Here is a 20,415-nt window from a genome sequence, read left to right on the forward strand (position 1 = left end):
AAAGCCGTGTCTGCGGTTGTTCCCCAACTTCAGGTGATCAGGCCGTTGGGGGTTTGCCAGCAAAGTCAAGCATTATAGCGGTTTGAGCGCCGCCCCCAAAGCTGTGGCGCAGGCATGGGCGCTGGACCAGGCCCATTGGAAGTTGTAGCCCCCCAGCCAACCGGTGATGTCGACCACCTCGCCAATGAAATACAGGCCTTTTTGGGTCGATTCCATGGTCTTTTGCGACAAAGCTTGGGTGGACACGCCGCCCACCGTGACCTCGGCTTTTTTGTAGCCTTCGGTCCCAGTGGGTTGCAAGGCCCAGTCCGTCAGGGCTTGGGCCAAACCATCTAAGGCGCGGTCGCTGGCTTGGTTGATGGGGCGCTGCCAGTGGGGTTCGCGCGCCACCCAGGCATTGGCAAGCCGGGTGGGCAGCCATTGGGCCAGTTCGTTGGCAATGCTCTTGCGCGAGATTTGTTTGGCCTGGCCCAGGGCTTGGGGCAGGCTGAGTTGCGGCAAAAGGTTGACGGCGATGGGCGCGCCCAATTGCCAAAAGCTTGAAATTTGCAAAACCGCGGGGCCCGACAGGCCGCGGTGGGTGAACAGCAGGTCTTCGTCAAAACCCGTCTGGGCTTTGCCGGTGCCGGTCGAGATGTGCACGGGCAGGGATGCGCCCGCCATTTGGGCGCATATGGCGCCATCGTCCCCGCCAAAGGTCAGCGGTACCAGTCCAGGCCGGGTGGGCACCAGGGGCAGGTTGAACTGACTCGCCAAGCGGTAACCAAAGTCTGAGGCACCAATTTGGGGGATGGACAGCCCACCTGTGGCCACCACCAGGGCCTGGGCACGCAAGGCACCGCGGTCGGTGTCCAGGGCGTAGGCGTGGCTTTGGCCGGGGTGGTGGCGCACGGCTTTCACCCCACAGGGTTGCCACAACTCCACGCTGCCGCCTTGGGCGCCGCGCTGGCACTCTTGCCAAAGCAGGTCGATCAGGTCTTGCGATGAGCGGTCGCAAAACAACTGGCCTTTGTGCTTTTCATGGAAGGCCATGCCGTGGCTTTGCACCAGGGCGATGAAGTCTTGCGCGGTGTAGCGCGACAAGGCACTGCGGGCGAACAGGGGGTTCTCGCCCAAAAAGTGTTTGTGCGGGGCTTGGGCATCGATGTCTTTGTTGGTGAAGTTGCTGCGCCCGCCGCCAGAGATGCGGATTTTTTCGGCCAATTTGGGGTGGTGGTCGATCAGCACCACCGACAAACCTTGCTGGGCGGCGATGCCAGCGCAAAACAAGCCTGCCGCGCCAGCGCCCACGATGGCCACATCACAGGTGCTCATGGGTTTGCCAAAAAGGCTTCGATCATGTCTGCCAATGCCTGGGGCTGGTCGTGGTGCAGCATGTGACCGGTATCGGGCAGGGTGGCATGCTGCAACTTGGGAACCACGCTCGCCCGTTGGTGAAACTCTTCTCGCCCGTATTTGCCCTTCCACCAGGTTTGCAAACTGTCGTCACTGGCGTGCACCACCAAGGTGGGGGCGCTGATGCGTTGGTAAACGGCTTTGGTTTCTTCCACTTGGTACAACTGGGCGTTGACCACTTTGTGCGCTGGGTGGCCGCGGATGATCCACTGGCCATCGGCTTGCTGCTCGGCCCAATGTGGGGCCAGCCATTGGGCTTTGTCGGCAGACAAACGGGGGTTGTTTTTCATCAAACGCTCGGCCACGCCGTTCTGATCCGCATAGGGGCGCAGGGCCATCTCGCCCGACCGCAACTGGCGCAGTTGGTCCAACCACTGGGCATAACGCCCCGGCGCTTGGGCAGGAATGGTGGCCGCCATGCCAAACCCTTCCAGGTTGACCAAACGGCGAATGCGCTCGGGCCGAACGCCGCTGTACAGCATGGACACATGCCCGCCCATGCTGTGGCCGACCAGATCGATGCTTTGTTCGGGGCACAGGTGGTCGAGCAAAGCGTCCAGGTCGGCCAGGTAGTCCGGAAACCAAAAATTGTCGGTGGCACCCGGGTCGCTCAGGCCATAACCGCGCCAATCGGGCGCCACGATCCAGCGATTTTTCGCCAAGGCGTCGACCACAAACTGAAATGATGCCGACACATCCATCCAGCCGTGCAAAAGCACCAGGGGTGTTTCGCCGGCTTGGCGCTGGCCCCATTCGCGCAAGTGGTATTGCAGACCGCGGATGGGGATAAACGAGGATCGGGAGGGTTTCTGGGCTTGGTACATTCCTTGGATCATAAGGATCTTGCGCATGAAGGCCTCTTCCCAAGTTGATCACCACCGCAGCATGCACACCGGGTTGGTGTGGCAGGTGCCCAGCCATTTCAACATCGCCGAGGTTTGTTGCCGGCGTTGGGCCCAGATGCCCGAAGTGGCTGACCAAGCCGCCATCGTCGAGCACCGCGAGGGGCAAGCGCCCATCCACCACAGCTATGCCCAACTGCAACAAGCGGCCAATGCGCTCAGCCACCGATTGACGGCCTGGGGGGTGCAACGCGGCGACCGCGTGGCTTTGGTGTTGCCCCAATGTTTTGAAACCGCAGCGGTGCACATCGCCGTCCTGCAAATGGGTGCGGTGGCCATGCCCTTGTCGCAATTGTTCGGGCCCGAGGCCTTGGCGTACCGCTTGCACGACAGCGAAGCCGTGGCCGTGTTTGTGGATGCGGCTTCATTGCCCGGGGTCATGGCGGTGCGCGACCAAGCCCCAGCTTTGCGCCATGTGGTGGGCTTGGGGGCGGGGGTGGCTGCAGCCGACCAGGTGCTGACCGATTTGCGAGGCATGGATGCCCCCAATTTCCCCATGTGCCCCACCCTGGCCCAGGACCCCGCCATCTTGATCTACACCAGCGGCACCACCGGGGCGCCCAAGGGCGCACTGATTCCCCACCAGGCCATGATCGGCAACCTGACCGGTTTTGTGTGCAGCCAAAACTGGTTCGGCTTTGGCCCTGGCGCGGTAACGCCAGACCCCGCCCACCCCTGGCCGGCAACCACCCAGCCCCGCGCTGCGGGCATGGCTGCAAGCCTGGCCGAGCGCTCCAGCGCGGCGGTGTTTTGGTCGCCGGCAGATTGGGCCTGGACGGGTGGCTTGCTCGACGCCCTGATGCCCACCTTGTACTTTGGCCGCCCCATCGTGGCTTGGCGCGGGCGCTTCAGCCCGGAGTTGGCCTTTTCGCTCATGCAGCAGCACGGGGTGACCCACAGTTTTTTGTTCCCCACGGCGCTCAAGGCGATGATGAAGGCCTTTCCCGAGCCGCGCCAGAACTACCGCTTGCGGCTGCAAGCCATCATGAGCGCTGGCGAGGCCGTGGGCGACACGGTGTTTGCCTATTGCCAAGACAAGCTGGGCGTGACCGTCAATGAGATGTTTGGTCAGACCGAAATCAATTACATCGTCGGCAATTGCGCCATGAATGGGCACAGCGGTGCAGGCGTGGGCTGGCCAGCGCGTGCCGGCAGCATGGGCCGGCCGTATCCAGGGCACCGGGTGGATGTGATCAACGATCTGGGCCAAGTGTGTTCCGTGGGCGAGGTGGGCGATGTGGCCTTGCATCGCCGCGATGTGCATGGGCATGACGACCCGATTTTCTTTTTGGGCTATTGGCGCAATCCCCAGGCCACGGCCGATAAATACACCGGGGACTGGTGCCGAACGGGGGATTTGGCCACCCGCGACGCCGATGGTTACCTGTGGTACCAAGGCCGCTCGGACGATGTGTTCAAGGCCGCAGGCTACCGCATTGGCCCCAGCGAAATCGAAAACTGCTTGCTCAAGCACCCGGCCGTGGCCAATGCCGCGGTGGTGCCCAAGCCCGATGCGCAACGCGGCAATGTGGTCAAAGCCTATGTGGTGTTGTCTGCCGGTTTCGCGCCGTCTGAAGACCTGGTGCAAGAACTCCAGCACCATGTGCGTGGCCAGTTGGCCCCCTACGAATACCCCAAAGACGTGGAGTTCATCGACGCTTTGCCCATGACCACCACGGGCAAAGTGCAAAGGCGGGTGCTGCGTTTACAAGAAGAGCAGCGCGCTGGGCTGCGCCAGGCCTGATGGCTGGGGTTCGGCCCTTGGCGCATGCCCGACAGTAAACTCATCGCCATGAACCCACTTTCACTCAACCCTGTTCGCTTGGGACAAAGCGATTTACACGTCACCCCCATTTGCTTGGGCACCATGACTTTTGGCGAGCAGGTCAACGAAGCCACTGCCCACGCCATCTTGGACCGATCCGTGGCCTTGGGGGTCAATTTCATCGACACGGCGGAGATGTATTCGGTGCCCACCCGGGCCGAAACCTATGGATCGACGGAAACCATCATTGGCCGTTGGCTGGCCCAACACCCGGGCATGCGCCAGCGCATTGTGTTGGCCACCAAAGTGGCCGGCCCATCGCGGGGCATGCCTTGGGTGCGTGCGGGTGAGGGCATGACAGCCCAAGACATCTTGGCCTCGTGCGACGCCAGCTTGAAGCGCTTGCAAACCGATGTCATTGACCTGTACCAAATCCATTGGCCCGAGCGCCATGTGCCGGCTTTTGGGGCCATGTACTACGACCCCAGCAAAGAAAAATCGGCAACCCCCATCCACGAGCAGTTGCAGGCCTTGGCCAAACTGGTGCAGCAAGGCAAGGTGCGCCACATCGGTTTGTCCAATGAAACGCCGTATGGGGTGCATGAGTTTGTGCGGCTTGCAGAGCAGCACGGGTTGCCGCGCATCGCGTCAGTGCAAAACCCATATTGCTTGACCAACCGCAGTTATGAAAACGCTTTGGACGAGACCATGCACCGCTTGGGCGTGTCTTTGCTGGCTTACTCGCCATTGGCGTTTGGCTCGCTGACGGGCAAGTACGACGCCATGGGCATCCATGGCGACCACCCGCCTGTGGGCCGTTTGGGAAAATTTGACGCCATGAAAGCCCAGCGCTGGGGTCGCCCCGAGTCGCTGGCGGCTTCGCGCCGCTACAACAGCTTGGCGCAAAAAAATGGCATGACCCCGACCCAAATGGCTTTGGCTTTTTGCTACACCCAGTGGCGTGTGGCCAGCACCATCATCGGGGTGACCTCCGTGGCGCATCTGGAAGAAAACCTGGCCGCCTGGGGCACGTTGTTGTCGGCAGACGTGTTGGCCGACATCGATGCCATCCGCAAAGACCTGCGCGACCCCGCACAATGACATGAAGCGCCCCCCCGGCCAGCGACCCACCCGGCCATTTGGGGGGCTGCAAACACCCCGGGTTTTTTGAAAGGTTGATGTGGATTTTTTTCTCCTCCAAGCAGGGGCTGCAGTTGTGGCCTCTTATTTGATGGGTTCACTGTCGTTTGCGGTCATCGTCAGCCGCATGATGGGCTTGCAAGACCCGCGCACCTACGGCAGCCAAAACCCGGGGGCCACCAATGTGCTGCGCTCGGGCAGCAAAGCGGCTGCCGTGTTGACCCTGTTGCTCGATGCCGTCAAAGGCTGGGTGCCCGTGTTTGTGGTTCAGCGCTTGCCCGGCATGGATACCGACGGCCTGATTGCAGCTTGTGCCTTGGCCGCCTTTGCCGGCCATGTGTGGCCGGTGTTCTTTCGCTTCAAAGGCGGTAAAGGGGTGGCCACCGCAGCGGGCGTGTTGTTCGGTGTGGATTTTTGGCTGGGCCTGGCGACCATGGCCACGTGGTTGATCGTGGCGTATTTTTCGCGCTATTCATCCTTGGCCGCTGTGGCCGCAGCGGTGTTTGCCCCGGCCTTTTACCTGCTGGGCGCGAAAGTGGTGTGGTCAGGCGCGCCCATCATTGCCCTGTCCATTGGCGTCATGAGTGTGGTGCTGTTGTATCGCCACAAGGACAACATTGCCCGTTTGATCGCGGGCAAAGAGTCGCGCATCGGCGCCAAGGGCTGAGACGAGCCCAGCCCGACCTGGGCCTGGGCGTGGGCGTGGGCGTGGGCTCAGTCGCGAAAGTTGTTGAAGCTCAGCGGCAACTCGGGCACATCTTTGCGGATCAGGGCCATCACCGCTTGCAAATCGTCGCGCTTGGTGCCATTGACCCGGATGGCGTCACCTTGGATGCTGGCTTGCACTTTGATTTTGCTGTCTTTGACCAAACGCTGGATTTTTTTGGCGGCCTCGGCTTCGATGCCATTGCGCACCTTGACCACTTGCTTGACCTTGTCGCCGCCGATTTTTTGCACCGTGCCTTTGTCCAAAAACCGCACATCGACATTGCGCTTGGCCAGTTTGTTGCGCAAGATTTCGTCGATTTGCTCGAGTTGAAAGTCCGCGTCCCCAATCAAGGTGATCTCTTTGTCCTTGAATTCAATCGATGCGGAGGTGCCTTTGAAGTCAAAACGGGTGCCGATTTCTTTGGCCGCGTTGTCGACAGCATTTTTCACCTCAACCAAATCGGCTTCACAAACGGTGTCAAAAGAGGGCATGGTGTTACTTCTCGGGTGAAAAAATGGGGTGCGACAATTCTCCCATGAAGATCGAGTCGAATGTCCCCCTGCAACCCTACAACACCTTTGGCATCGCCGCCAAGGCGCTGCAACTGGTGCGGGTGACCCAGACCGAGGCCTTGCCAGCCCTGCTGCGCGACCCGGTTTGGCTTGGTCAACCCAAGTTTGTGCTGGGTGGGGGCAGCAACATCGTCATCACCGGTGACGTCAAACCCTTGGTCATCAAAATGGAAAACCAGGGTCGGCGTTTGTTGCGCGAGGACGCCCGCCACTGGTGGGTGGAGGCCGAGGCGGGCGAAAACTGGCACGACTTTGTGGCCTGGACCTTGGCCCAGGGTTGGCCGGGCCTGGAAAACCTGGCCCTCATACCCGGCAATGTTGGTGCCACGCCGGTGCAAAACATCGGCGCATACGGCCTGGAACTGCAAGACGTGTTTGATTCATTGGACGCGGTGGACCTCGACAGGGGAGAGGTGTTCACCTTGGATGCGGCCCAATGCGCCTTTGCATACCGGGATTCGGTGTTCAAACACGGACCTGATCCATCGCAGCATGGCACTCGCCACATGGGCTTGGCGGGGCGGGCCGCCATCCTGCGCGTGCGTTTTCGGCTGGCGAAAAAATGGCGTCCCCTGTTGGGCTATGCCGATTTGCAGCGCAAAGTGACCAGCACCGGTCAAACCCAGCCCACAGCGATGGAGGTTTTTGACTGGGTGTGCGAGATTCGCCGCGCCAAGTTGCCGGACCCCGCCGTGCTGGGCAATGCGGGCAGCTTTTTCAAAAACCCCAGTGTCACTCCCGAGCAATGCGCCGACATCATTGGCCGCGACCCGGGCGTGGTGCATTACCCCATGCTCGACGGCAGCATCAAGCTGGCTGCGGGTTGGCTGATCGACGCCTGCGGCTGGAAGGGCAAATCGGTGGGGCAGGCGGGTGTGTACGACAAACAAGCCTTGGTGTTGGTCAACCGGGGCGGGCGCGAATCACCTTGCACCGGTGGTGAAGTGATGACCTTGGCCAAGGCCATCCAAACCAGTGTTTACGAACGCTTTGGCATCATGCTCGAGCCCGAGCCGGTGGTGGTTTGAGCTTCAAGGCCGGGCGTCGCGGATGGCTTGGGCCAAATCAATCACCGCCAGGGCGTAATAGCTGCTCCAGTTGTAGCGGGTGACCACATAAAAATTCTCGGTCCCGGCAACATAACTCGGTTCTTCCCCGCCGTTGTGCAATTCCACCAAGGCCAAGGGGCCGCTGTGCTGCATACCAGGGCCTTGAAGCGTGGCGCCCAGCTCGGTCATGCGTTCGGCGCTGAAACTGGGCAAGATGTCAGGCAGCAGCAGGGTTTCGCGCTGGGTCGGGTCAGCAGGCGGGGTGACGGGGTAGTGGGTGGGCATGCCGCTGACCCAACCAAATGATTTCAGGTAGTTGGCCACCGAGCCAATCGCATCCACCGGGCTGCGCGCCAAGTCGATGCGACCATCGCCATCAAAATCCACCGCCCATTGGGCCACGCTGGAGGGCATGAATTGGGGCCACCCCGCTGCGCCTGCATAACTGCCCTTGGCATTCAAAGCCGAAGGTCCAGCCCGATGGGCCTGCGCCAAAAAGTGGCCCAGCTCGGCTTGAAAAAATGCACTTCGCTCTGCGTGGCGGGGGTGCTCGGTGGGGAAGTTCAGGGCCAAGGTGCTCAAGGCATCGATGAGCCGAAAGTTGCCCATGTGCCGACCAAAATAAGTTTCCACGCCAATGATGCCCACCACCAGTTCGGCGGGCACACCGTAGGTTTGCTCGGCCCGTTGCAGTGCGTGCTTGTGTTGTTGCCAAAACGCCAGCCCGGCGGCTATTCTGCGCGGTTCCACAAAGCGCGCTCGATAGGCTTGCCAGTTTTTGGCGCTGGGGGTGGCCGGTGGCAAGACCAGTGCAGACAAGCTGTCCAGGCGCGCAGCGTGGGCAATTTGGCGGCGCACCCAAGTCAGTGGCAGTTGGTGGGCCTGGGCCAGTCGCTCGGCCAAGGCCTGTACTTCGGGGGTGTCGCCATGGGCCGGGGCCTTGGCCGCTTTGGCGCGGTGCTGGGATTTGCCCGGTTTGGCAGCCCGTTGCTGCTGCGCCGCAGTGGACGCCTTGGGCGGGTTGTTTTTTGTTTGGGCCGCCGCCCACGGGGCCGCGCACAAAGACACCAGCAGCACGGAAAGCCATGCCCACCGCGCCGGTGTCAAGTGGCTTTGCGCCATCGCGACCCAGCGATGCAAGCTTTCCATCCCAGACCTGGCCTGTTGCACAGGGCGATCGGTGCAGGCACACATTGACAGGGTGAAATGGCAGCGAGACGGCATGGTGAGCAAGCAGGGTGAGAGGGCAACAACACAAGTGTGGCACAGTGTGAGCGCCCCGCAGCCCCAGGGCGGGCTGGTGGCATCGTTTGCCAGGAGTCAATCGTGCGTGACATGGATCAGTTGTTGCAAGACATTCAACACCCGCTGTGGTGGTTGGAGTTGCTCGGTTTATTGCTGTGCTTGGGCGTGGCTTGGGCATTGACACGGCGCGTGTCCCAGGCGATGAGCGGCCACACACGGTGGACCGGCCGTTCGGTGACAAAGGGTTTTGTGTTTCCCTTTTTGGCGCTGGTCTTGGTGTTTGGCTTGCGCGCGCTGGCCGCCACACATGGCCCGACGCCGCTGCTGAGCTTGGCGCTGCCGGTGCTGTTGTCTTTGGTGGTGATTCGCATGTTGGTGCGCTTGCTCACCGGCTTGTTTCCGCAATCGCGCAGTGTGCAGTGGATGGAGCGCTCGGTGTCATGGTTGGTGTGGTTGGCGCTGGTCATGTGGTTCACCGGCCTGGACAAACCTTTGCTGCACGAGTTGGAAGCGGTGGAGCTGGTTTTTGGCAAGAACAAGTTGAGTTTGCTCACCTTGCTGCAAGGCGCGGCCTACACCGGTTTGGTGCTGATGGTGACTTTGTGGCTGTCCACTTTGGCCGAGCGTGCCCTGATCGCCCCAGCGGTGTCGGACTTGTCGGTGCGCAAAATGGCTGGCAACGCCTTGCGGGCCTTGCTCATGTTTTTGGGGTTGGTGATTGCGCTGTCTTCGATTGGCGTGGACCTCACCGCTTTGTCGGTGTTGGGTGGTGCCTTGGGGGTCGGTTTGGGCTTTGGCCTGCAAAACCTGGCGGCCAATTACGTCAGTGGGTTTGTGATTTTGCTGGAGCGCTCACTGCGCATTGGCGACAACATCGTGATGCATTCATTTGAAGGGCAGGTGGTGGACATCACCACCCGTTACACCTTGATTCGCGGGGCCAATGGCCAAGATGCGGTGGTGCCCAACCAGGACTTGACCACCGGCATGGTGCTCAAGCAAAGGCGCGATGTACCGCTGCCTTTTGCAGATGGATTGATCCTCAGCTCCAACTGGACGGTCAAACACGACAGCGATGTGGATGTGGTGCAGGCGGCTTTGGTCCAAGCGGCTTTGGCGGTTGAACGCGTGATCCATGACCCCGCCCCCCAAGCCCAATTGCGTGAAGTCACACCGCTGGGTTTGCAGTTCACCTTGGTGTACTGGATCAAAGACCCGATGATCGCCCAGCTCAGCGTGCGCTCGGAGGTGAACTTGGCCGTATTGCAAGCCCTGCGCGACAAGGGTGTGGTGCTGGCGGTGGCCGCGCTCGAGTGGCGACAGCCGGCTTGAGTGCATGTAAGCCGCCGGGGGCCTGAGACTGCATCAGCCAACAGAGCGGTCAGACCGGCCGCTTGAGCGCACTCAGCTGGGTTGTCGCGGCGGTCCGCTGTGGGTCACCGCGCCAAGGCGGGCGGGTGAAACCAGCTTGGCGTATTTTTCCAGCACCCCACTCAGGTGCTCGGCAGGTGGCTGGGGTGCTTCGGCTTGGCGCTGGGCCCAGGTGGCTGCGTCCACCAGCACATCCAAGCGTGCGGCTTGGCCATCGATGCGGATGCGGTCACCGTCGCGCAGCCAGCCAATCGGCCCACCGGCGGCAGCCTCTGGCCCCACATAGCCAATCATCATGCCGCGGGTGGCGCCTGAAAAGCGGCCATCGGTGATCAGGGCCACTTGCTCGCCCATGCCTTGGCCATACACCAAGGCGGTCACGCCCAGCATCTCGCGCATGCCCGGTCCTCCGCGGGGCCCTTCGTTGCGGATGACCAGCACATCCCCAGCCTGGTATTGCTTGGCCGACACGGCGGCGTAAGCGTCTTCTTCGTTTTCAAACACCCGTGCCGGGCCTTCAAAAACCAGTTTTTTCAAGCCCGCCACTTTGATCAAGGCGCCGTCTGGCGCCAGGTTGCCTTTGAGCACCACCACGCCGCCCGTGGCCATGATGGCTTGGTTGGTGGGTCGCACCACTTGGCCGTCGGGTGCTGGGGTGTGCGCCAATTCTTCGGCCAGCGTGCGGCCCGACAAGGTGAGGGCTTGGCCATGCAGGTGACCGCCGTCGAGCAAGGCCTTGAGCACCGACCGGGTGCCGCCCACCCGGTGCAAGTCCACCGCCAAAAATCGCCCGCCGGGTTGCAAATCGGCAATCAAGGGGGTGCGCGCAAACACCTCGGCCACATCGTCCAAGGTGAACGCAATGCCTGCTTCGTGCGCAATCGCCGGCAGGTGCAAGCCGGCGTTGGTCGAGCCGCCAGTGGCGGCCACCACTGCGGCCGCGTTTTCTAGGGATTCGCGGGTGATGAGGTCGCGCGGCAGCGGGCCACCCGTGCGCAAAATCTCGGTCACCCGCCGACCCGCCGCACGCGCCAGGGCCAAGCGTTCGCTGTAAACGGCGGGCATCATGGCCGAACCGGGCAGGGCCAGGCCCAGGGTTTCGGCCACCATGGCCATGGTGTTGGCGGTGAATTGACCCGGGCATGAGCCCACGGTGGGCGCGCATTGGCGCTCCAACTCGCCCAACTCGGCCTCGGTCATTTGGCCAGTCATTACCGCGCCCACGCCCTCGTAAGCGGTCAAGATGGTCACGTCTTTGCCGCGCCATTGGCCGGGCAACATGGCCCCGCCATACACAAACACACTGGGGCAGTTCAGCCGCGCCATGGCCATCAGCACGCCGGGCAAGGTTTTGTCGCAACCGGCAAAACCCACCAAGCCGTCATAAGCGTGGCCGACCATCACCGCCTCGATGGAGTCGGCCACCAGTTCGCGCGAGACCAGGCTCATGCGCATGCCTTTGTGGTTCATTGATAAACCATCCGACACCGACACCGTGGTGAAGGGCACCGGAATGCCTTGGCCCGCCGCCACCCCCAGCCGCGCCGCATCGGCTTGCGGCCCCAAGGACATGGAGCAGGGCGTGTTCTCGCCGTGTTGGCTGACGATGCCGATCATGGGTTTGCCAAAGTCGGCTTCATCCACGCCCACTGCGCGCAAAAAAGCCCGGTGCGGCGTGCGGTCCAGGCCCTCGATGAGTTGGGCCGAGTTCAAGCGGGTGGGTGGGGTGAATGGGGGGCGTTTGGGCTGGGTCATGGGTCAGGCTTCAGTGGTTGATGGGGTCCATGGCTGCACGCAGCATGTGGGCCAAATTACCTTGGTGGCGTTGCCAGTCGCTGGGCATGCCCAATTGGGCAGCTTGATCAAAAGCCACGTCTTGGGGCCAACGGCCAAATTGTTCGTGCAAGGGCGAATGGGGATCAAAGCGCAATCGCTGGGGCGCTGTGGCGTCGATGTCGCCCAAAGCCTGTTGCAAGTCAGTCATGGTGACCGGCCACGTCGGGGCGTTGAGGGCGCATTCGCCAACAGGCAGGGCTTGCGTCCAACGTTCCTCGCTGGTTTGCGCCGCATGCCACAACTGGTCAACGGCCACATCCAAACTGGTCAGCCAGGTGCAGGCGTCGGGGCCCACGGGGCAGGTGTAATCGTGCCCTGTAAGGGGCTGGCGGATCATGTCGCTGTTGAACCCGGATAAAGCCCCATTGGCTTGGGGTGGGCGCACCACCACACCCGACAAACGAATGGCGCGGCCATCGATCTCGCCCCGGCGCGAGGCATCGGCCAGGTCGATTTCCATCATGCGCTTGTGCGCGCCATAGCTGAGACTGGGGCGGATGGGGTGGTCGTCGCGCATGCGCAGTGGCAGGGGCGTGCCATAAACGGCGATGGAGCTGCTCAGCACCACCCGGGCTCGGATGCCGGTGGCGCTGTGTTGCAAACGGCAGCGCTCGAGCATTTCCAACGGGGCCATCAAATTGACCCTGCGGCCCAGCAGCGGATCGGCCTCGGCGCGGCCACTGACGATGGCGGCCAAATGGATCACCAAATCAATGGGTTTCTCCATCAAACGGTCCCACAGCTGGGGGTCGGCCACATCGCCGCACACCCAGCGCGCATGGGCCGGGCTGGTTTGGCTGGGCGCCAGATCGGTGAGCAGCACATCACAGGTGCCACTGGCGGCCGCCAGATGCTTGACCACCAGGGCTTGGCCCAAAAATCCCGCGGCACCGGTGACCAGCACACGCCGAGGCGGCCACATGGTGCTGGCGTGCTCGGTCTTCATGGGCGGCAGTAGGGACGAGGTGGCATGGGCCTATCTTATCGGTGCATTTTTTCGGATGGTGATGGTTGTTGATGCCCATCTTGATAAAACGCTGGAGGTTTTGGCGCTGGAGCGCCTTGTCCGTTAACCAACCGCCCGGTCGGGTTTTCACTGGGCTTGAGGGGCTGTGGGGCTGTCTATACTGATCAATCTGTTGTAAAACTTGATCTTTTTCGCCAATCCCCCCTTTTATTGGAGTTGAACCATGAAGTTCTCCGCATTCAAATTTGCCCTGACCGCAACCGTGCTGGGTGTCTTGTCCGTGGGTGGCGTTTCGGCGCAAACCACCTTGACCATGTCCAGCTGGGTCGGCCCGAGCCACCCCTTGACCCGTGATGTGCTGGGTGGTTGGGCTGCAGCGGTTGAAAAGGCCACCAACGGCCGCGTCAAATTGCAAATGCTGCCCAAGGCACCCATGGCCGCAGCCGGCACTTTTGACGGTGTGCGCGACGGATTGGTGGATGTGTCCTATGTCACTGCCAGCTACACACCTGCACGCCATCCTTTGCCATTGCTCGCCGAGTTGCCAGGTTCTGGTGGCTCAGCAGAAGTCAATTCGGTGGCCTACAACCGCATCCACTGGAAGTATTTGCAGCAAGCCAACGAATACAAAGGCGTGAAGTTGCTGGGCGTGTTCACCCACGGCCCCGGGCAAATGTTCTCGGTCAAAAAGCCGGTCAATTCGGTGGCTGATTTGTCGGGCATGAAGGTGCGCAGCGGCGGTGGCATTTCTGAAGCCTCGGCCAAGGCCCTGGGTGCTTCTCCCTTGGTCAAGCCAGCACCTGAGTCCTACGAATTGCTGTCTTCTGGCGTGGCCGATGCCACCTTCTTCCCCTCTGAATCCATCAAATCCTTCAACCTGGACAAAGTGGTCAAGCACGCCACCTACTTCCCCGGCGGTTTCTACTCTTCGTCATTTGGCTTTTTCATGAATGAAGACAAGTGGAACAAGCTGTCCAAGCAAGACCAAGACGCCATCACCTCGGTGTCGGGCGAGGCCTTGGCCCGCTTGGCCGGCAAGGCTTGGGACGCTGCTGACAAGGTGGGCATTGAAGCCTTGAAGGCGGCCGGTGTGGTGATGGTCGATGCCAACCCTGCTTTTGTGGCCGATGTGCGCAAGCGCACCGAACCCCTGATCAACGATTGGATCAAAGCAGCCAATGCCAAAGGCATTGACGGCGCCAAGGTTTATGCCGAGTTCCACGAAGAGCTCAAAAAGGTGGCCGCTGGCCGTTGAAATTGAGCAACTTGGGGCTTGATCCGCGCGAGCTTTTAACGCATTGCGCTTGGATACTGTCGGATGAGGATCACGAGTCGGGCCTGGCCGGGCAGTTGACCGCTCGCGGACCGCGCGACAACTGCTACTGGACCTTGCCCCTGGGTTTGGCTTTTGGCGAGGCCACACCCGGGTCGTGGCTGTTGATCGACAACGACTTGAAAGTTCTTGAAGGGCAGGGGGCTCACGGCATCCGTGAGCCCAACCCCGCCACCCGCTTTCACCTGTGGGTGTACCGCAGCCGGCCCGATGTCAACGCCATCGTGCACACCCATCCGCCAGCGGCGTCTGCACTGGCTGCCGCCAAAGTGCCCGTGGTGGTCGCCCACATGGACGCCACCCCCTTGTTTGAAGACATGGTTTTTTTGCCGGAGTGGCCGGGCTTGCCCACGGCCGATCGCGAGGGCGAACTGATCAGCGCCAGCCTGGGACAAGCCCATGCTTTGCTCTTGGCCCACCACGGCTTGCTCACCGCGGGGCGCAGTGTGCAAGAGGCTTGTTTTTTGGCCGTCTTCATGGAACGCATGGCGCGCTTGCAAATCAATGCGGCAGCAGTGGGTGGGGTGGTGCCCGTGGATGCGGAGCAAGCCCGGCGCGCCCGTGACTTTTTGCGCACCGACCGCATCATGAACATCACTTTTGATGCCTGGGTGCGCAAAGCACGACAATCGCGCGCAGGAGAAAAGTGATGACAGGCGTGACCAAAACCTTGGAAAAACTATTGGGTGTGATTTCTGCGGCAGTGCTGTTTTTGATGATGATCATCACCACCGTCGATGTGTTCGGGCGCTATGTGCTCAACAAACCTTTGCCCGGCGGTTTTGAGATGACCGAAATGGCTTTGGCTGTGTTGATTTACGCCGCGCTGCCGCTGGTGTCCATGCGCCGCGAGCACATTGTCATTGACACCTTGGACACTTTGATGAGCCCGGCGGTCAAATCCTTTTTCAACAAGCTGTCAGATGTCATTTGTTGTCTGACCTTGTCGGGCATTGGCTATTTGATTTTTCGCCGCGCAGTGCGTGTGGCCGAATATGGCGACACCACCAATGTCCTCAAACTGCCCCTGGCACCCGTGGCCTACATCATGGGCACGATGATTGTCATTGCGGCCTTGACCCACTTGGCGCTGATTTTCATTCCCCACCGCGAGCATGGCTCGCTGGGCCCGACCACCACCTGATACCGCTGCCCACGAGAAACCATGACTGAAGCCATTTTGGGCCTGTTGGCCATGTTGTCTCTGTCCCTGATTCGGGTGCCGATTGCCATCTCTATGGGCTTGGTGGGTTTTTTGGGGTTGTGGTGGATGAAGGGTGTGTTGCCTTCCATGGCATCGGCCACTTCCACGGTTTATGAATCGGGTTTTCAGTACACCTTGTCGGTCGTGCCCTTGTTCATTTTGATGGGCAACTTCGTCACCCGTGCGGGCATGTCCAAAGAGTTGTACCGCTTGGCCTACACCTTGGTGGGCCACTTTCGGGGCGGTTTGGCCATGGCCAGCGTCATGGCCTGTGCGGGCTTTGGGGCCATTTGCGGCTCATCCATTGCCACGGCAGCCACCATGACCAAGGTGGCTTATCCCTCGATGCGCGAGCATGGCTACTCCGACGAGTTGGCCGCTGGCACCATTGCCGCTGGCGGCACCCTGGGCATTTTGATCCCCCCTTCGACCATCTTGGTGATTTATGGCTTGGTCACCGAGACCAACATCGGCAAACTGTTTGCAGCTGGCTTTTTGCCAGGGTTGATGGCCGTGGTCCTGATGTGCGCAACCATTTCTTTCATCACCTGGCGCCACCCGAGTTGGGGTCCCCGTGCGGAACATTCCAGCTGGGTTGAAAGATGGGTGGCGTTCAAGGATGTGTGGGCTGTGGCCTTGTTGTTCTTTATCGTGATGGGCGGCATTTATGGCGGCGTCTTCACCGCGACAGAGGGTGCTGGTATTGGCGCTTTTGGCGCTTTTTGCATCGCCTTGGCCCGCAAAGCCCTGACCTGGCGTGTGACCCTGGACATCTTGATCGACAGCTCCCGCACCACCGGTATGTTGTTCATGATCTTGGTTGGGGCCTTGATATTTGGTAACTTCATCAACTTCACCTCCATGCCCAACGACCTCAAGGCGTTTGTGATGTCTTACCAAATCAGTCCCATCAGCGTGATGGTGGCGATCTGCGTGATCTACATTTTGCTCGGCACCGCCATGGAAGAGTTGTCCATGATTTTGTTGACCATCCCGGTGTTTTTCCCCCTGGTGGTCAGCCTGGGTTTTGACCCGGTGTGGTTTGGCATCATCATTGTGTTGGTGGTGATGATTGGCCTGATCAGCCCGCCCGTGGGCATGAACATGTTCGTGGTGAAAAGCCTCTTGCCCCATCTGGACACCTCGACCATCTTCCGAGGCGTCATGCCTTTCGTCTACACCTTGGTGGCTGTTCTGGCCTTGTTGGTGGCTTTTCCGCCCATCATTTTGATCGTTCCACAGCTGCTCAAGATGTGAGGCGCCCTGGGTATGGGCGAAAAAGCACGACCGTGCTAAAAGTGAGTGTTTTGCTCTTACAATCTCGTGTTTTCCCTGGGCACTGTCCCACCGTTCAACACCCGCAAGTGGGTTGATGTTTCATCTTTTTGGAGTTGTTTATGAAGGTCTTGGTGCCCGTCAAGCGCGTGGTCGATTACAACGTCAAGGTGCGGGTCAAGTCCGACCAATCTGGCGTGGACATTGCCAACGTCAAAATGAGCATGAACCCATTTGACGAAATCGCGGTCGAAGAGGCCGTGCGTTTGAAAGAAAAGGGCTTTGCCACCGAGATCATCGCCATCTCTTGTGGCGTGGCCCAATGCCAAGAAACCTTGCGCACCGCCATGGCCATTGGCGCTGACCGTGCCATCTTGGTCGAAACGGCTGAAGAGTTGCAACCCCTGGCGGTGGCCAAGTTGCTGAAAGCCTTGGCCGACAAAGAGCAACCGGGCCTGATCATTTTGGGCAAGCAAGCCATTGATGATGATTGCAACCAAACCGGACAAATGCTGGCGGCCCTGACCGATTGGCCCCAAGCCACCTTTGCCTCCAAAGTCGAAGTGGTCGATGGCCGCGTGCAAGTCACGCGTGAAGTCGACGGCGGCTTGGAGACGCTGTCGCTGCAAATGCCAGCGGTCATCACCACCGACTTGCGCTTGAACGAGCCGCGTTATGTCACCTTGCCCAACATCATGAAGGCCAAGAAAAAACAGCTCGATGTGTTCAAGCCCGAAGACCTCGGCGTGGATGTGGCGCCCCGCATCAAGACCCTGAAGGTCTGCGAACCACCCAAGCGCAGCGCAGGCATCAAAGTGGCCGATGTGGCGGCCTTGGTTGACAAACTCAAAAACGAAGCAAAGGTGATCTGACATGCGCGCACTCGTCATCGCTGACCACGACCATCAGTCCATCAAGGGCTCCACCCTCAACACCGTGACCGCCGCTTTGGCCTGCGCCCCAGAGGTGCATGTGCTGGTGGCCGGCCACAACGCCGCTGCCGCTGCGGCTGCCGCGGCCCACATCGCAGGCGTGGCCAAAGTGCTGCATGCCGATGAGGCCGGTTTGGCCCATGGCCTGGCCGAAAACGTCGCCGCCCAGGTGCTCGCTCTGGCCGCTGGCTACACCCACATTTTGTTTCCCGCCACAGCAGGCGGCAAAAACGTGGCGCCGCGTGTGGCGGCCAGGCTCGATGTGGGCCAGGTCAGCGACATCACCCGCGTCGACAGCCCAGACACCTTTGAGCGCCCCATTTATGCCGGCAATGCCATGGCCACGGTGCAAGCCACCGATGCGGTCAAGGTCATCACCGTGCGCACCACGGGTTTTGACCCGGCGGCCAGCCAAGGGGGCTCGGCCACCGTGGAAGTGGTCAGTGCCCTGGCCGACGGGGGCAAGAGCCGCTATGTGGGCAGCGAGATCGCCAAGAACGACCGCCCCGAACTCACTGCCGCCAAGATCATCGTGTCCGGTGGTCGTGCACTGGGCAGCTCGGAGAAATTTGCCGAGGTCATCACGCCCTTGGCCGACAAACTCGGTGCGGCCATGGGTGCCAGCCGAGCAGCGGTCGATGCGGGCTACGCGCCCAATGATTGGCAAGTGGGCCAAACCGGCAAGATCGTCGCGCCGCAGTTGTATGTGGCCTGCGGCATCAGTGGAGCCATTCAGCACTTGGCCGGCATGAAAGACAGCAAAGTCATCGTCGCCATCAACAAAGACCCGGAAGCGCCCATCTTCAGCGTGGCCGACTACGGCTTGGAAGCCGACTTGTTTGTCGCTGTGCCGGAGTTGGTCTCCCAACTGTGATTTTTCAGCCCTGGCCTGACCCAAAGGCGTGGCTTTTGGGTCACTTGATTTTGTACTGAGGTACCCATGAGCTACACCGCCCCCGTCAAAGACATGCTCTTCAACATGCAGCATTTGGCTGGCTTGGAAGAGATCGCCAAGATCCCAGGCTTTGAAGAGGCGGGCATGGAAACCGCTCAAGCGGTGCTTGAAGAGTGCGCCCGCTTTAACCAAGATGTGCTGGCGCCGTTGAACTGGGAGGGTGATAAAAACCCCTCTTCCTGGAAAGACGGCGTGGTCACCACCACCGCAGGTTTTAAACAGGCGTACCAACAATACGCCGAAGGTGGCTGGCAAGGTTTGCAACACCCCACCGACATGGGCGGTCAGGGCTTGCCCAAAACCATTGGCGCGGCCTGTGGCGAAATTTTGAATTCGGCCAACATGAGTTTTGCGCTTTGTCCGCTGCTGACCGACGGCGCCATCGAGGCCTTGTTGACCGCTGGCAGCGATGAACTCAAAGCCACTTACCTGCACAAATTGGTCAGCGGCGAGTGGACCGGCACCATGAACCTCACTGAACCCCAAGCGGGTTCGGATTTGTCAATGGTTCGCTCACGTGCCGAGCCGCAAGCCGATGGCACTTACAAGGTGTTCGGCACCAAGATTTACATCACCTACGGTGAACACGACATGGCCGACAACATCATTCATTTGGTGTTGGCGCGGGTCACGGGCGCGCCCGAGGGTGTCAAAGGTATCAGCTTGTTTGTGGTGCCCAAAGTGATGGTGAACAAAGATGGTTCTTTGGGTGCGCGCAACGATGTGCATTGCGTCAGCATCGAACACAAAATGGGCATCAAAGCCAGCCCCACCGCCGTGCTGCAATATGGCGACAACGGCGGCGCGGTGGGCTACCTTGTAGGTCAAGAAAACCGTGGCCTCGAGTACATGTTCATCATGATGAACGCCGCGCGTTACGCCGTGGGTGTGCAAGGCATCGCCATTGCAGAACGGGCCTACCAAAAGGCCACTCAATATGCGCGCGACCGGGTGCAAAGCCGCCCGGTGGACGGCTCCATCAAAGCAGCGGCACCCATCATCCACCACCCCGATGTGCGGCGCATGCTCATGACCATGCGCGCCTACACCGAAGGTTGCCGTGCCATGGCGTCGGTGGCTGCTGCGGCCTTTGACGCCGCTCACCACCACCCTGAAGCTGAAACGCGCCAGCAAAACAAAGCCTTCTACGAATTTTTGGTGCCGCTGGTCAAGGGCTTCAGCACCGAGATGAGCTTGGAAGTGACCTCGCTGGGTGTGCAAGTGCATGGCGGCATGGGCTTCATTGAAGAAACTGGCGCAGCACAGTACTACCGCGACGCCAAAATTCTCACCATTTACGAAGGCACCACCGCCATTCAAGCCAACGATTTGGTGGGACGCAAAACCTCTCGCGATGGGGGTCAAACCGCCAAGGCCATTGCCAGCGAAGTGCAAAAAACCGAAGTGGCCTTGCTCACCTTGGGCACGGCAGAGTCCAAAGCCATGGCCAAACGCCTGAGCTTTGCCCGGCAGGCATTTTTAGAGGTGGTGGACTTCATCGTCGCCCATGCCGCCACCGACCCCAATGCCGCCTTTGCAGGCAGCGTGCCGTATTTGATGTTGGCGGGCAATGTGATGGCCGGTTGGCAGTTGGCCCGGTCCTATCTGGTGGCCCAAAAGAACCCTGACGATGCCTTCATGAAAGCCAAGGCCGTCACAGCGCGCTTTTATGCCGACCACATTTTGAGCAAAGTCCCAGGCCTGCGTGACAGCATTGTGGAAGGTGCGGGCAGCGTGACTGACATGGCGCTGGAGGCTTTTTAAG

The 20,415-nt window shown here is 60.6% G+C and carries 18 protein-coding genes; 12 read left to right on the forward strand and 6 right to left on the reverse strand.

Going from position 1 to position 20,415, the window contains the following annotated elements:
• Positions 1–72: 72 nt before the first annotated feature.
• Complete coding sequence (locus AC8GFZ_RS14230) at positions 73–1,314, reverse strand: BaiN/RdsA family NAD(P)/FAD-dependent oxidoreductase (protein WP_506645574.1); 1,242 nt, start codon at positions 1,312–1,314, stop codon at positions 73–75.
• Positions 1,311–2,219, reverse strand: coding sequence for an alpha/beta fold hydrolase (locus AC8GFZ_RS14235; protein WP_506645686.1), 909 nt, complete (start codon positions 2,217–2,219; stop codon positions 1,311–1,313). The genes AC8GFZ_RS14230 and AC8GFZ_RS14235 overlap by 4 nt, the downstream gene beginning before the upstream one ends.
• A 25-nt stretch (positions 2,220–2,244) precedes the next feature.
• Between AC8GFZ_RS14235 and AC8GFZ_RS14240 the strand changes: the two genes are divergently transcribed.
• The 3 genes from AC8GFZ_RS14240 to plsY all read left to right on the forward strand — a co-directional run bounded on the left by AC8GFZ_RS14240 (position 2,245) and on the right by plsY (position 5,869).
• Positions 2,245–4,041 (forward strand): acetate--CoA ligase, encoded by a 1,797-nt coding sequence (locus AC8GFZ_RS14240; RefSeq protein ID WP_506645575.1) that lies wholly within the window; start codon positions 2,245–2,247, stop codon positions 4,039–4,041.
• Positions 4,042–4,089: 48 nt separating this feature from the next.
• Positions 4,090–5,163, forward strand: a complete 1,074-nt coding sequence (locus AC8GFZ_RS14245) for an aldo/keto reductase (RefSeq protein WP_506645576.1) — start codon at positions 4,090–4,092, stop codon at positions 5,161–5,163.
• A gap of 130 nt (positions 5,164–5,293) precedes the next feature.
• Complete coding sequence (gene plsY / locus AC8GFZ_RS14250; protein WP_506645687.1) at positions 5,294–5,869, forward strand: glycerol-3-phosphate 1-O-acyltransferase PlsY; 576 nt, start codon at positions 5,294–5,296, stop codon at positions 5,867–5,869.
• A 47-nt stretch (positions 5,870–5,916) separates the two neighbouring features.
• Here plsY and AC8GFZ_RS14255 read toward each other — a convergent pair whose 3' ends face one another.
• Positions 5,917–6,402: a YajQ family cyclic di-GMP-binding protein gene (locus AC8GFZ_RS14255; protein ID WP_506645577.1), complete on the reverse strand. Its 486-nt coding sequence runs from the start codon at positions 6,400–6,402 to the stop codon at positions 5,917–5,919.
• Positions 6,403–6,446: 44 nt separating this feature from the next.
• Between AC8GFZ_RS14255 and murB the strand changes: the two genes are divergently transcribed.
• Positions 6,447–7,511 (forward strand): UDP-N-acetylmuramate dehydrogenase, encoded by a 1,065-nt coding sequence (gene murB, locus AC8GFZ_RS14260; protein ID WP_506645578.1) that lies wholly within the window; start codon positions 6,447–6,449, stop codon positions 7,509–7,511.
• Positions 7,512–7,514: 3 nt separating this feature from the next.
• Here murB and mltB read toward each other — a convergent pair whose 3' ends face one another.
• Positions 7,515–8,681, reverse strand: a complete 1,167-nt coding sequence (gene mltB / locus AC8GFZ_RS14265) for a lytic murein transglycosylase B (RefSeq protein WP_506645579.1) — start codon at positions 8,679–8,681, stop codon at positions 7,515–7,517.
• 186 nt (positions 8,682–8,867) lie between these two features.
• On the opposite strand from mltB, the gene AC8GFZ_RS14270 reads away from it, so the two are divergent.
• Entirely contained in the window at positions 8,868–10,109 is a 1,242-nt protein-coding gene (locus tag AC8GFZ_RS14270) for a mechanosensitive ion channel family protein (RefSeq protein WP_506645688.1), read from the forward strand.
• Between the two features lie 72 nt (positions 10,110–10,181).
• On the opposite strand, the gene ilvD is transcribed toward AC8GFZ_RS14270, so the two are convergent.
• Together ilvD and AC8GFZ_RS14280 are read right to left on the reverse strand one after the other, a co-directional pair.
• Positions 10,182–11,903 (reverse strand): dihydroxy-acid dehydratase, encoded by a 1,722-nt coding sequence (gene ilvD, locus AC8GFZ_RS14275; protein ID WP_506645580.1) that lies wholly within the window; start codon positions 11,901–11,903, stop codon positions 10,182–10,184.
• Between the two features lie 10 nt (positions 11,904–11,913).
• Positions 11,914–12,930, reverse strand: coding sequence for an NAD-dependent epimerase/dehydratase family protein (locus AC8GFZ_RS14280; protein ID WP_506645581.1), 1,017 nt, complete (start codon positions 12,928–12,930; stop codon positions 11,914–11,916).
• Between the two features lie 244 nt (positions 12,931–13,174).
• Here AC8GFZ_RS14280 and AC8GFZ_RS14285 point away from each other — a divergent pair, with 244 nt between their 5' ends.
• From AC8GFZ_RS14285 to AC8GFZ_RS14315, 7 genes are all read left to right on the forward strand, one after another.
• The gene (locus AC8GFZ_RS14285) at positions 13,175–14,206 is read left to right on the forward strand and encodes a TRAP transporter substrate-binding protein (protein WP_506645582.1); all 1,032 of its coding nucleotides are present in this window, start codon (positions 13,175–13,177) and stop codon (positions 14,204–14,206) included.
• A complete protein-coding gene (locus AC8GFZ_RS14290) occupies positions 14,203–14,934 on the forward strand; it encodes an aldolase (RefSeq protein WP_506645583.1) in 732 nt (243 codons plus the stop codon). The genes AC8GFZ_RS14285 and AC8GFZ_RS14290 overlap by 4 nt, the downstream gene beginning before the upstream one ends.
• On the forward strand, positions 14,934–15,428 hold the full coding sequence (locus tag AC8GFZ_RS14295; RefSeq protein ID WP_506645584.1) for a TRAP transporter small permease: 495 nt from the start codon (positions 14,934–14,936) through the stop codon (positions 15,426–15,428). Before AC8GFZ_RS14290 ends, AC8GFZ_RS14295 begins: the two co-directional genes overlap by 1 nt.
• 21 nt (positions 15,429–15,449) lie before the next feature.
• Positions 15,450–16,745 carry a TRAP transporter large permease gene (locus AC8GFZ_RS14300; protein ID WP_506645585.1) on the forward strand — a complete coding sequence of 432 codons (1,296 nt, stop codon included), beginning with the start codon at positions 15,450–15,452 and terminating at the stop codon, positions 16,743–16,745.
• A gap of 140 nt (positions 16,746–16,885) precedes the next feature.
• Positions 16,886–17,635: an electron transfer flavoprotein subunit beta/FixA family protein gene (locus tag AC8GFZ_RS14305; RefSeq protein WP_506645586.1), complete on the forward strand. Its 750-nt coding sequence runs from the start codon at positions 16,886–16,888 to the stop codon at positions 17,633–17,635.
• A 1-nt stretch (position 17,636) separates the two neighbouring features.
• Positions 17,637–18,569 (forward strand): electron transfer flavoprotein subunit alpha/FixB family protein, encoded by a 933-nt coding sequence (locus AC8GFZ_RS14310; protein ID WP_506645587.1) that lies wholly within the window; start codon positions 17,637–17,639, stop codon positions 18,567–18,569.
• Between the two features lie 66 nt (positions 18,570–18,635).
• Complete coding sequence (locus AC8GFZ_RS14315) at positions 18,636–20,414, forward strand: acyl-CoA dehydrogenase (protein ID WP_506645588.1); 1,779 nt, start codon at positions 18,636–18,638, stop codon at positions 20,412–20,414.
• The last annotated feature ends 1 nt before the right edge of the window (position 20,415 follow it).

The organism is Limnohabitans rimovensis (SeqCode), from assembly GCF_965234775.1.
Classification (GTDB): domain Bacteria; phylum Pseudomonadota; class Gammaproteobacteria; order Burkholderiales; family Burkholderiaceae_C; genus Limnohabitans; species Limnohabitans rimovensis.

What these genes read in the sequence shown, in the direction of transcription:
- AC8GFZ_RS14230 (WP_506645574.1), bottom strand. Translation starts at nt 1,314, where the DNA reads ATGAGCACCTGTGATGTGGCCATCGTGGGCGCTGGCGCGGCAGGCTTG.
- AC8GFZ_RS14235 (WP_506645686.1), bottom strand. Translation starts at nt 2,219, where the DNA reads ATGTACCAAGCCCAGAAACCCTCCCGATCCTCGTTTATCCCCATCCGC.
- AC8GFZ_RS14240 (WP_506645575.1), top strand. Translation starts at nt 2,245, where the DNA reads ATGAAGGCCTCTTCCCAAGTTGATCACCACCGCAGCATGCACACCGGG.
- AC8GFZ_RS14245 (WP_506645576.1), top strand. Translation starts at nt 4,090, where the DNA reads ATGAACCCACTTTCACTCAACCCTGTTCGCTTGGGACAAAGCGATTTA.
- plsY (WP_506645687.1), top strand. Translation starts at nt 5,294, where the DNA reads ATGGGTTCACTGTCGTTTGCGGTCATCGTCAGCCGCATGATGGGCTTG.
- AC8GFZ_RS14255 (WP_506645577.1), bottom strand. Translation starts at nt 6,402, where the DNA reads ATGCCCTCTTTTGACACCGTTTGTGAAGCCGATTTGGTTGAGGTGAAA.
- murB (WP_506645578.1), top strand. Translation starts at nt 6,447, where the DNA reads ATGAAGATCGAGTCGAATGTCCCCCTGCAACCCTACAACACCTTTGGC.
- mltB (WP_506645579.1), bottom strand. Translation starts at nt 8,681, where the DNA reads ATGGAAAGCTTGCATCGCTGGGTCGCGATGGCGCAAAGCCACTTGACA.
- AC8GFZ_RS14270 (WP_506645688.1), top strand. Translation starts at nt 8,868, where the DNA reads ATGGATCAGTTGTTGCAAGACATTCAACACCCGCTGTGGTGGTTGGAG.
- ilvD (WP_506645580.1), bottom strand. Translation starts at nt 11,903, where the DNA reads ATGACCCAGCCCAAACGCCCCCCATTCACCCCACCCACCCGCTTGAAC.
- AC8GFZ_RS14280 (WP_506645581.1), bottom strand. Translation starts at nt 12,930, where the DNA reads ATGAAGACCGAGCACGCCAGCACCATGTGGCCGCCTCGGCGTGTGCTG.
- AC8GFZ_RS14285 (WP_506645582.1), top strand. Translation starts at nt 13,175, where the DNA reads ATGAAGTTCTCCGCATTCAAATTTGCCCTGACCGCAACCGTGCTGGGT.
- AC8GFZ_RS14295 (WP_506645584.1), top strand. Translation starts at nt 14,934, where the DNA reads ATGACAGGCGTGACCAAAACCTTGGAAAAACTATTGGGTGTGATTTCT.
- AC8GFZ_RS14300 (WP_506645585.1), top strand. Translation starts at nt 15,450, where the DNA reads ATGACTGAAGCCATTTTGGGCCTGTTGGCCATGTTGTCTCTGTCCCTG.
- AC8GFZ_RS14305 (WP_506645586.1), top strand. Translation starts at nt 16,886, where the DNA reads ATGAAGGTCTTGGTGCCCGTCAAGCGCGTGGTCGATTACAACGTCAAG.
- AC8GFZ_RS14310 (WP_506645587.1), top strand. Translation starts at nt 17,637, where the DNA reads ATGCGCGCACTCGTCATCGCTGACCACGACCATCAGTCCATCAAGGGC.
- AC8GFZ_RS14315 (WP_506645588.1), top strand. Translation starts at nt 18,636, where the DNA reads ATGAGCTACACCGCCCCCGTCAAAGACATGCTCTTCAACATGCAGCAT.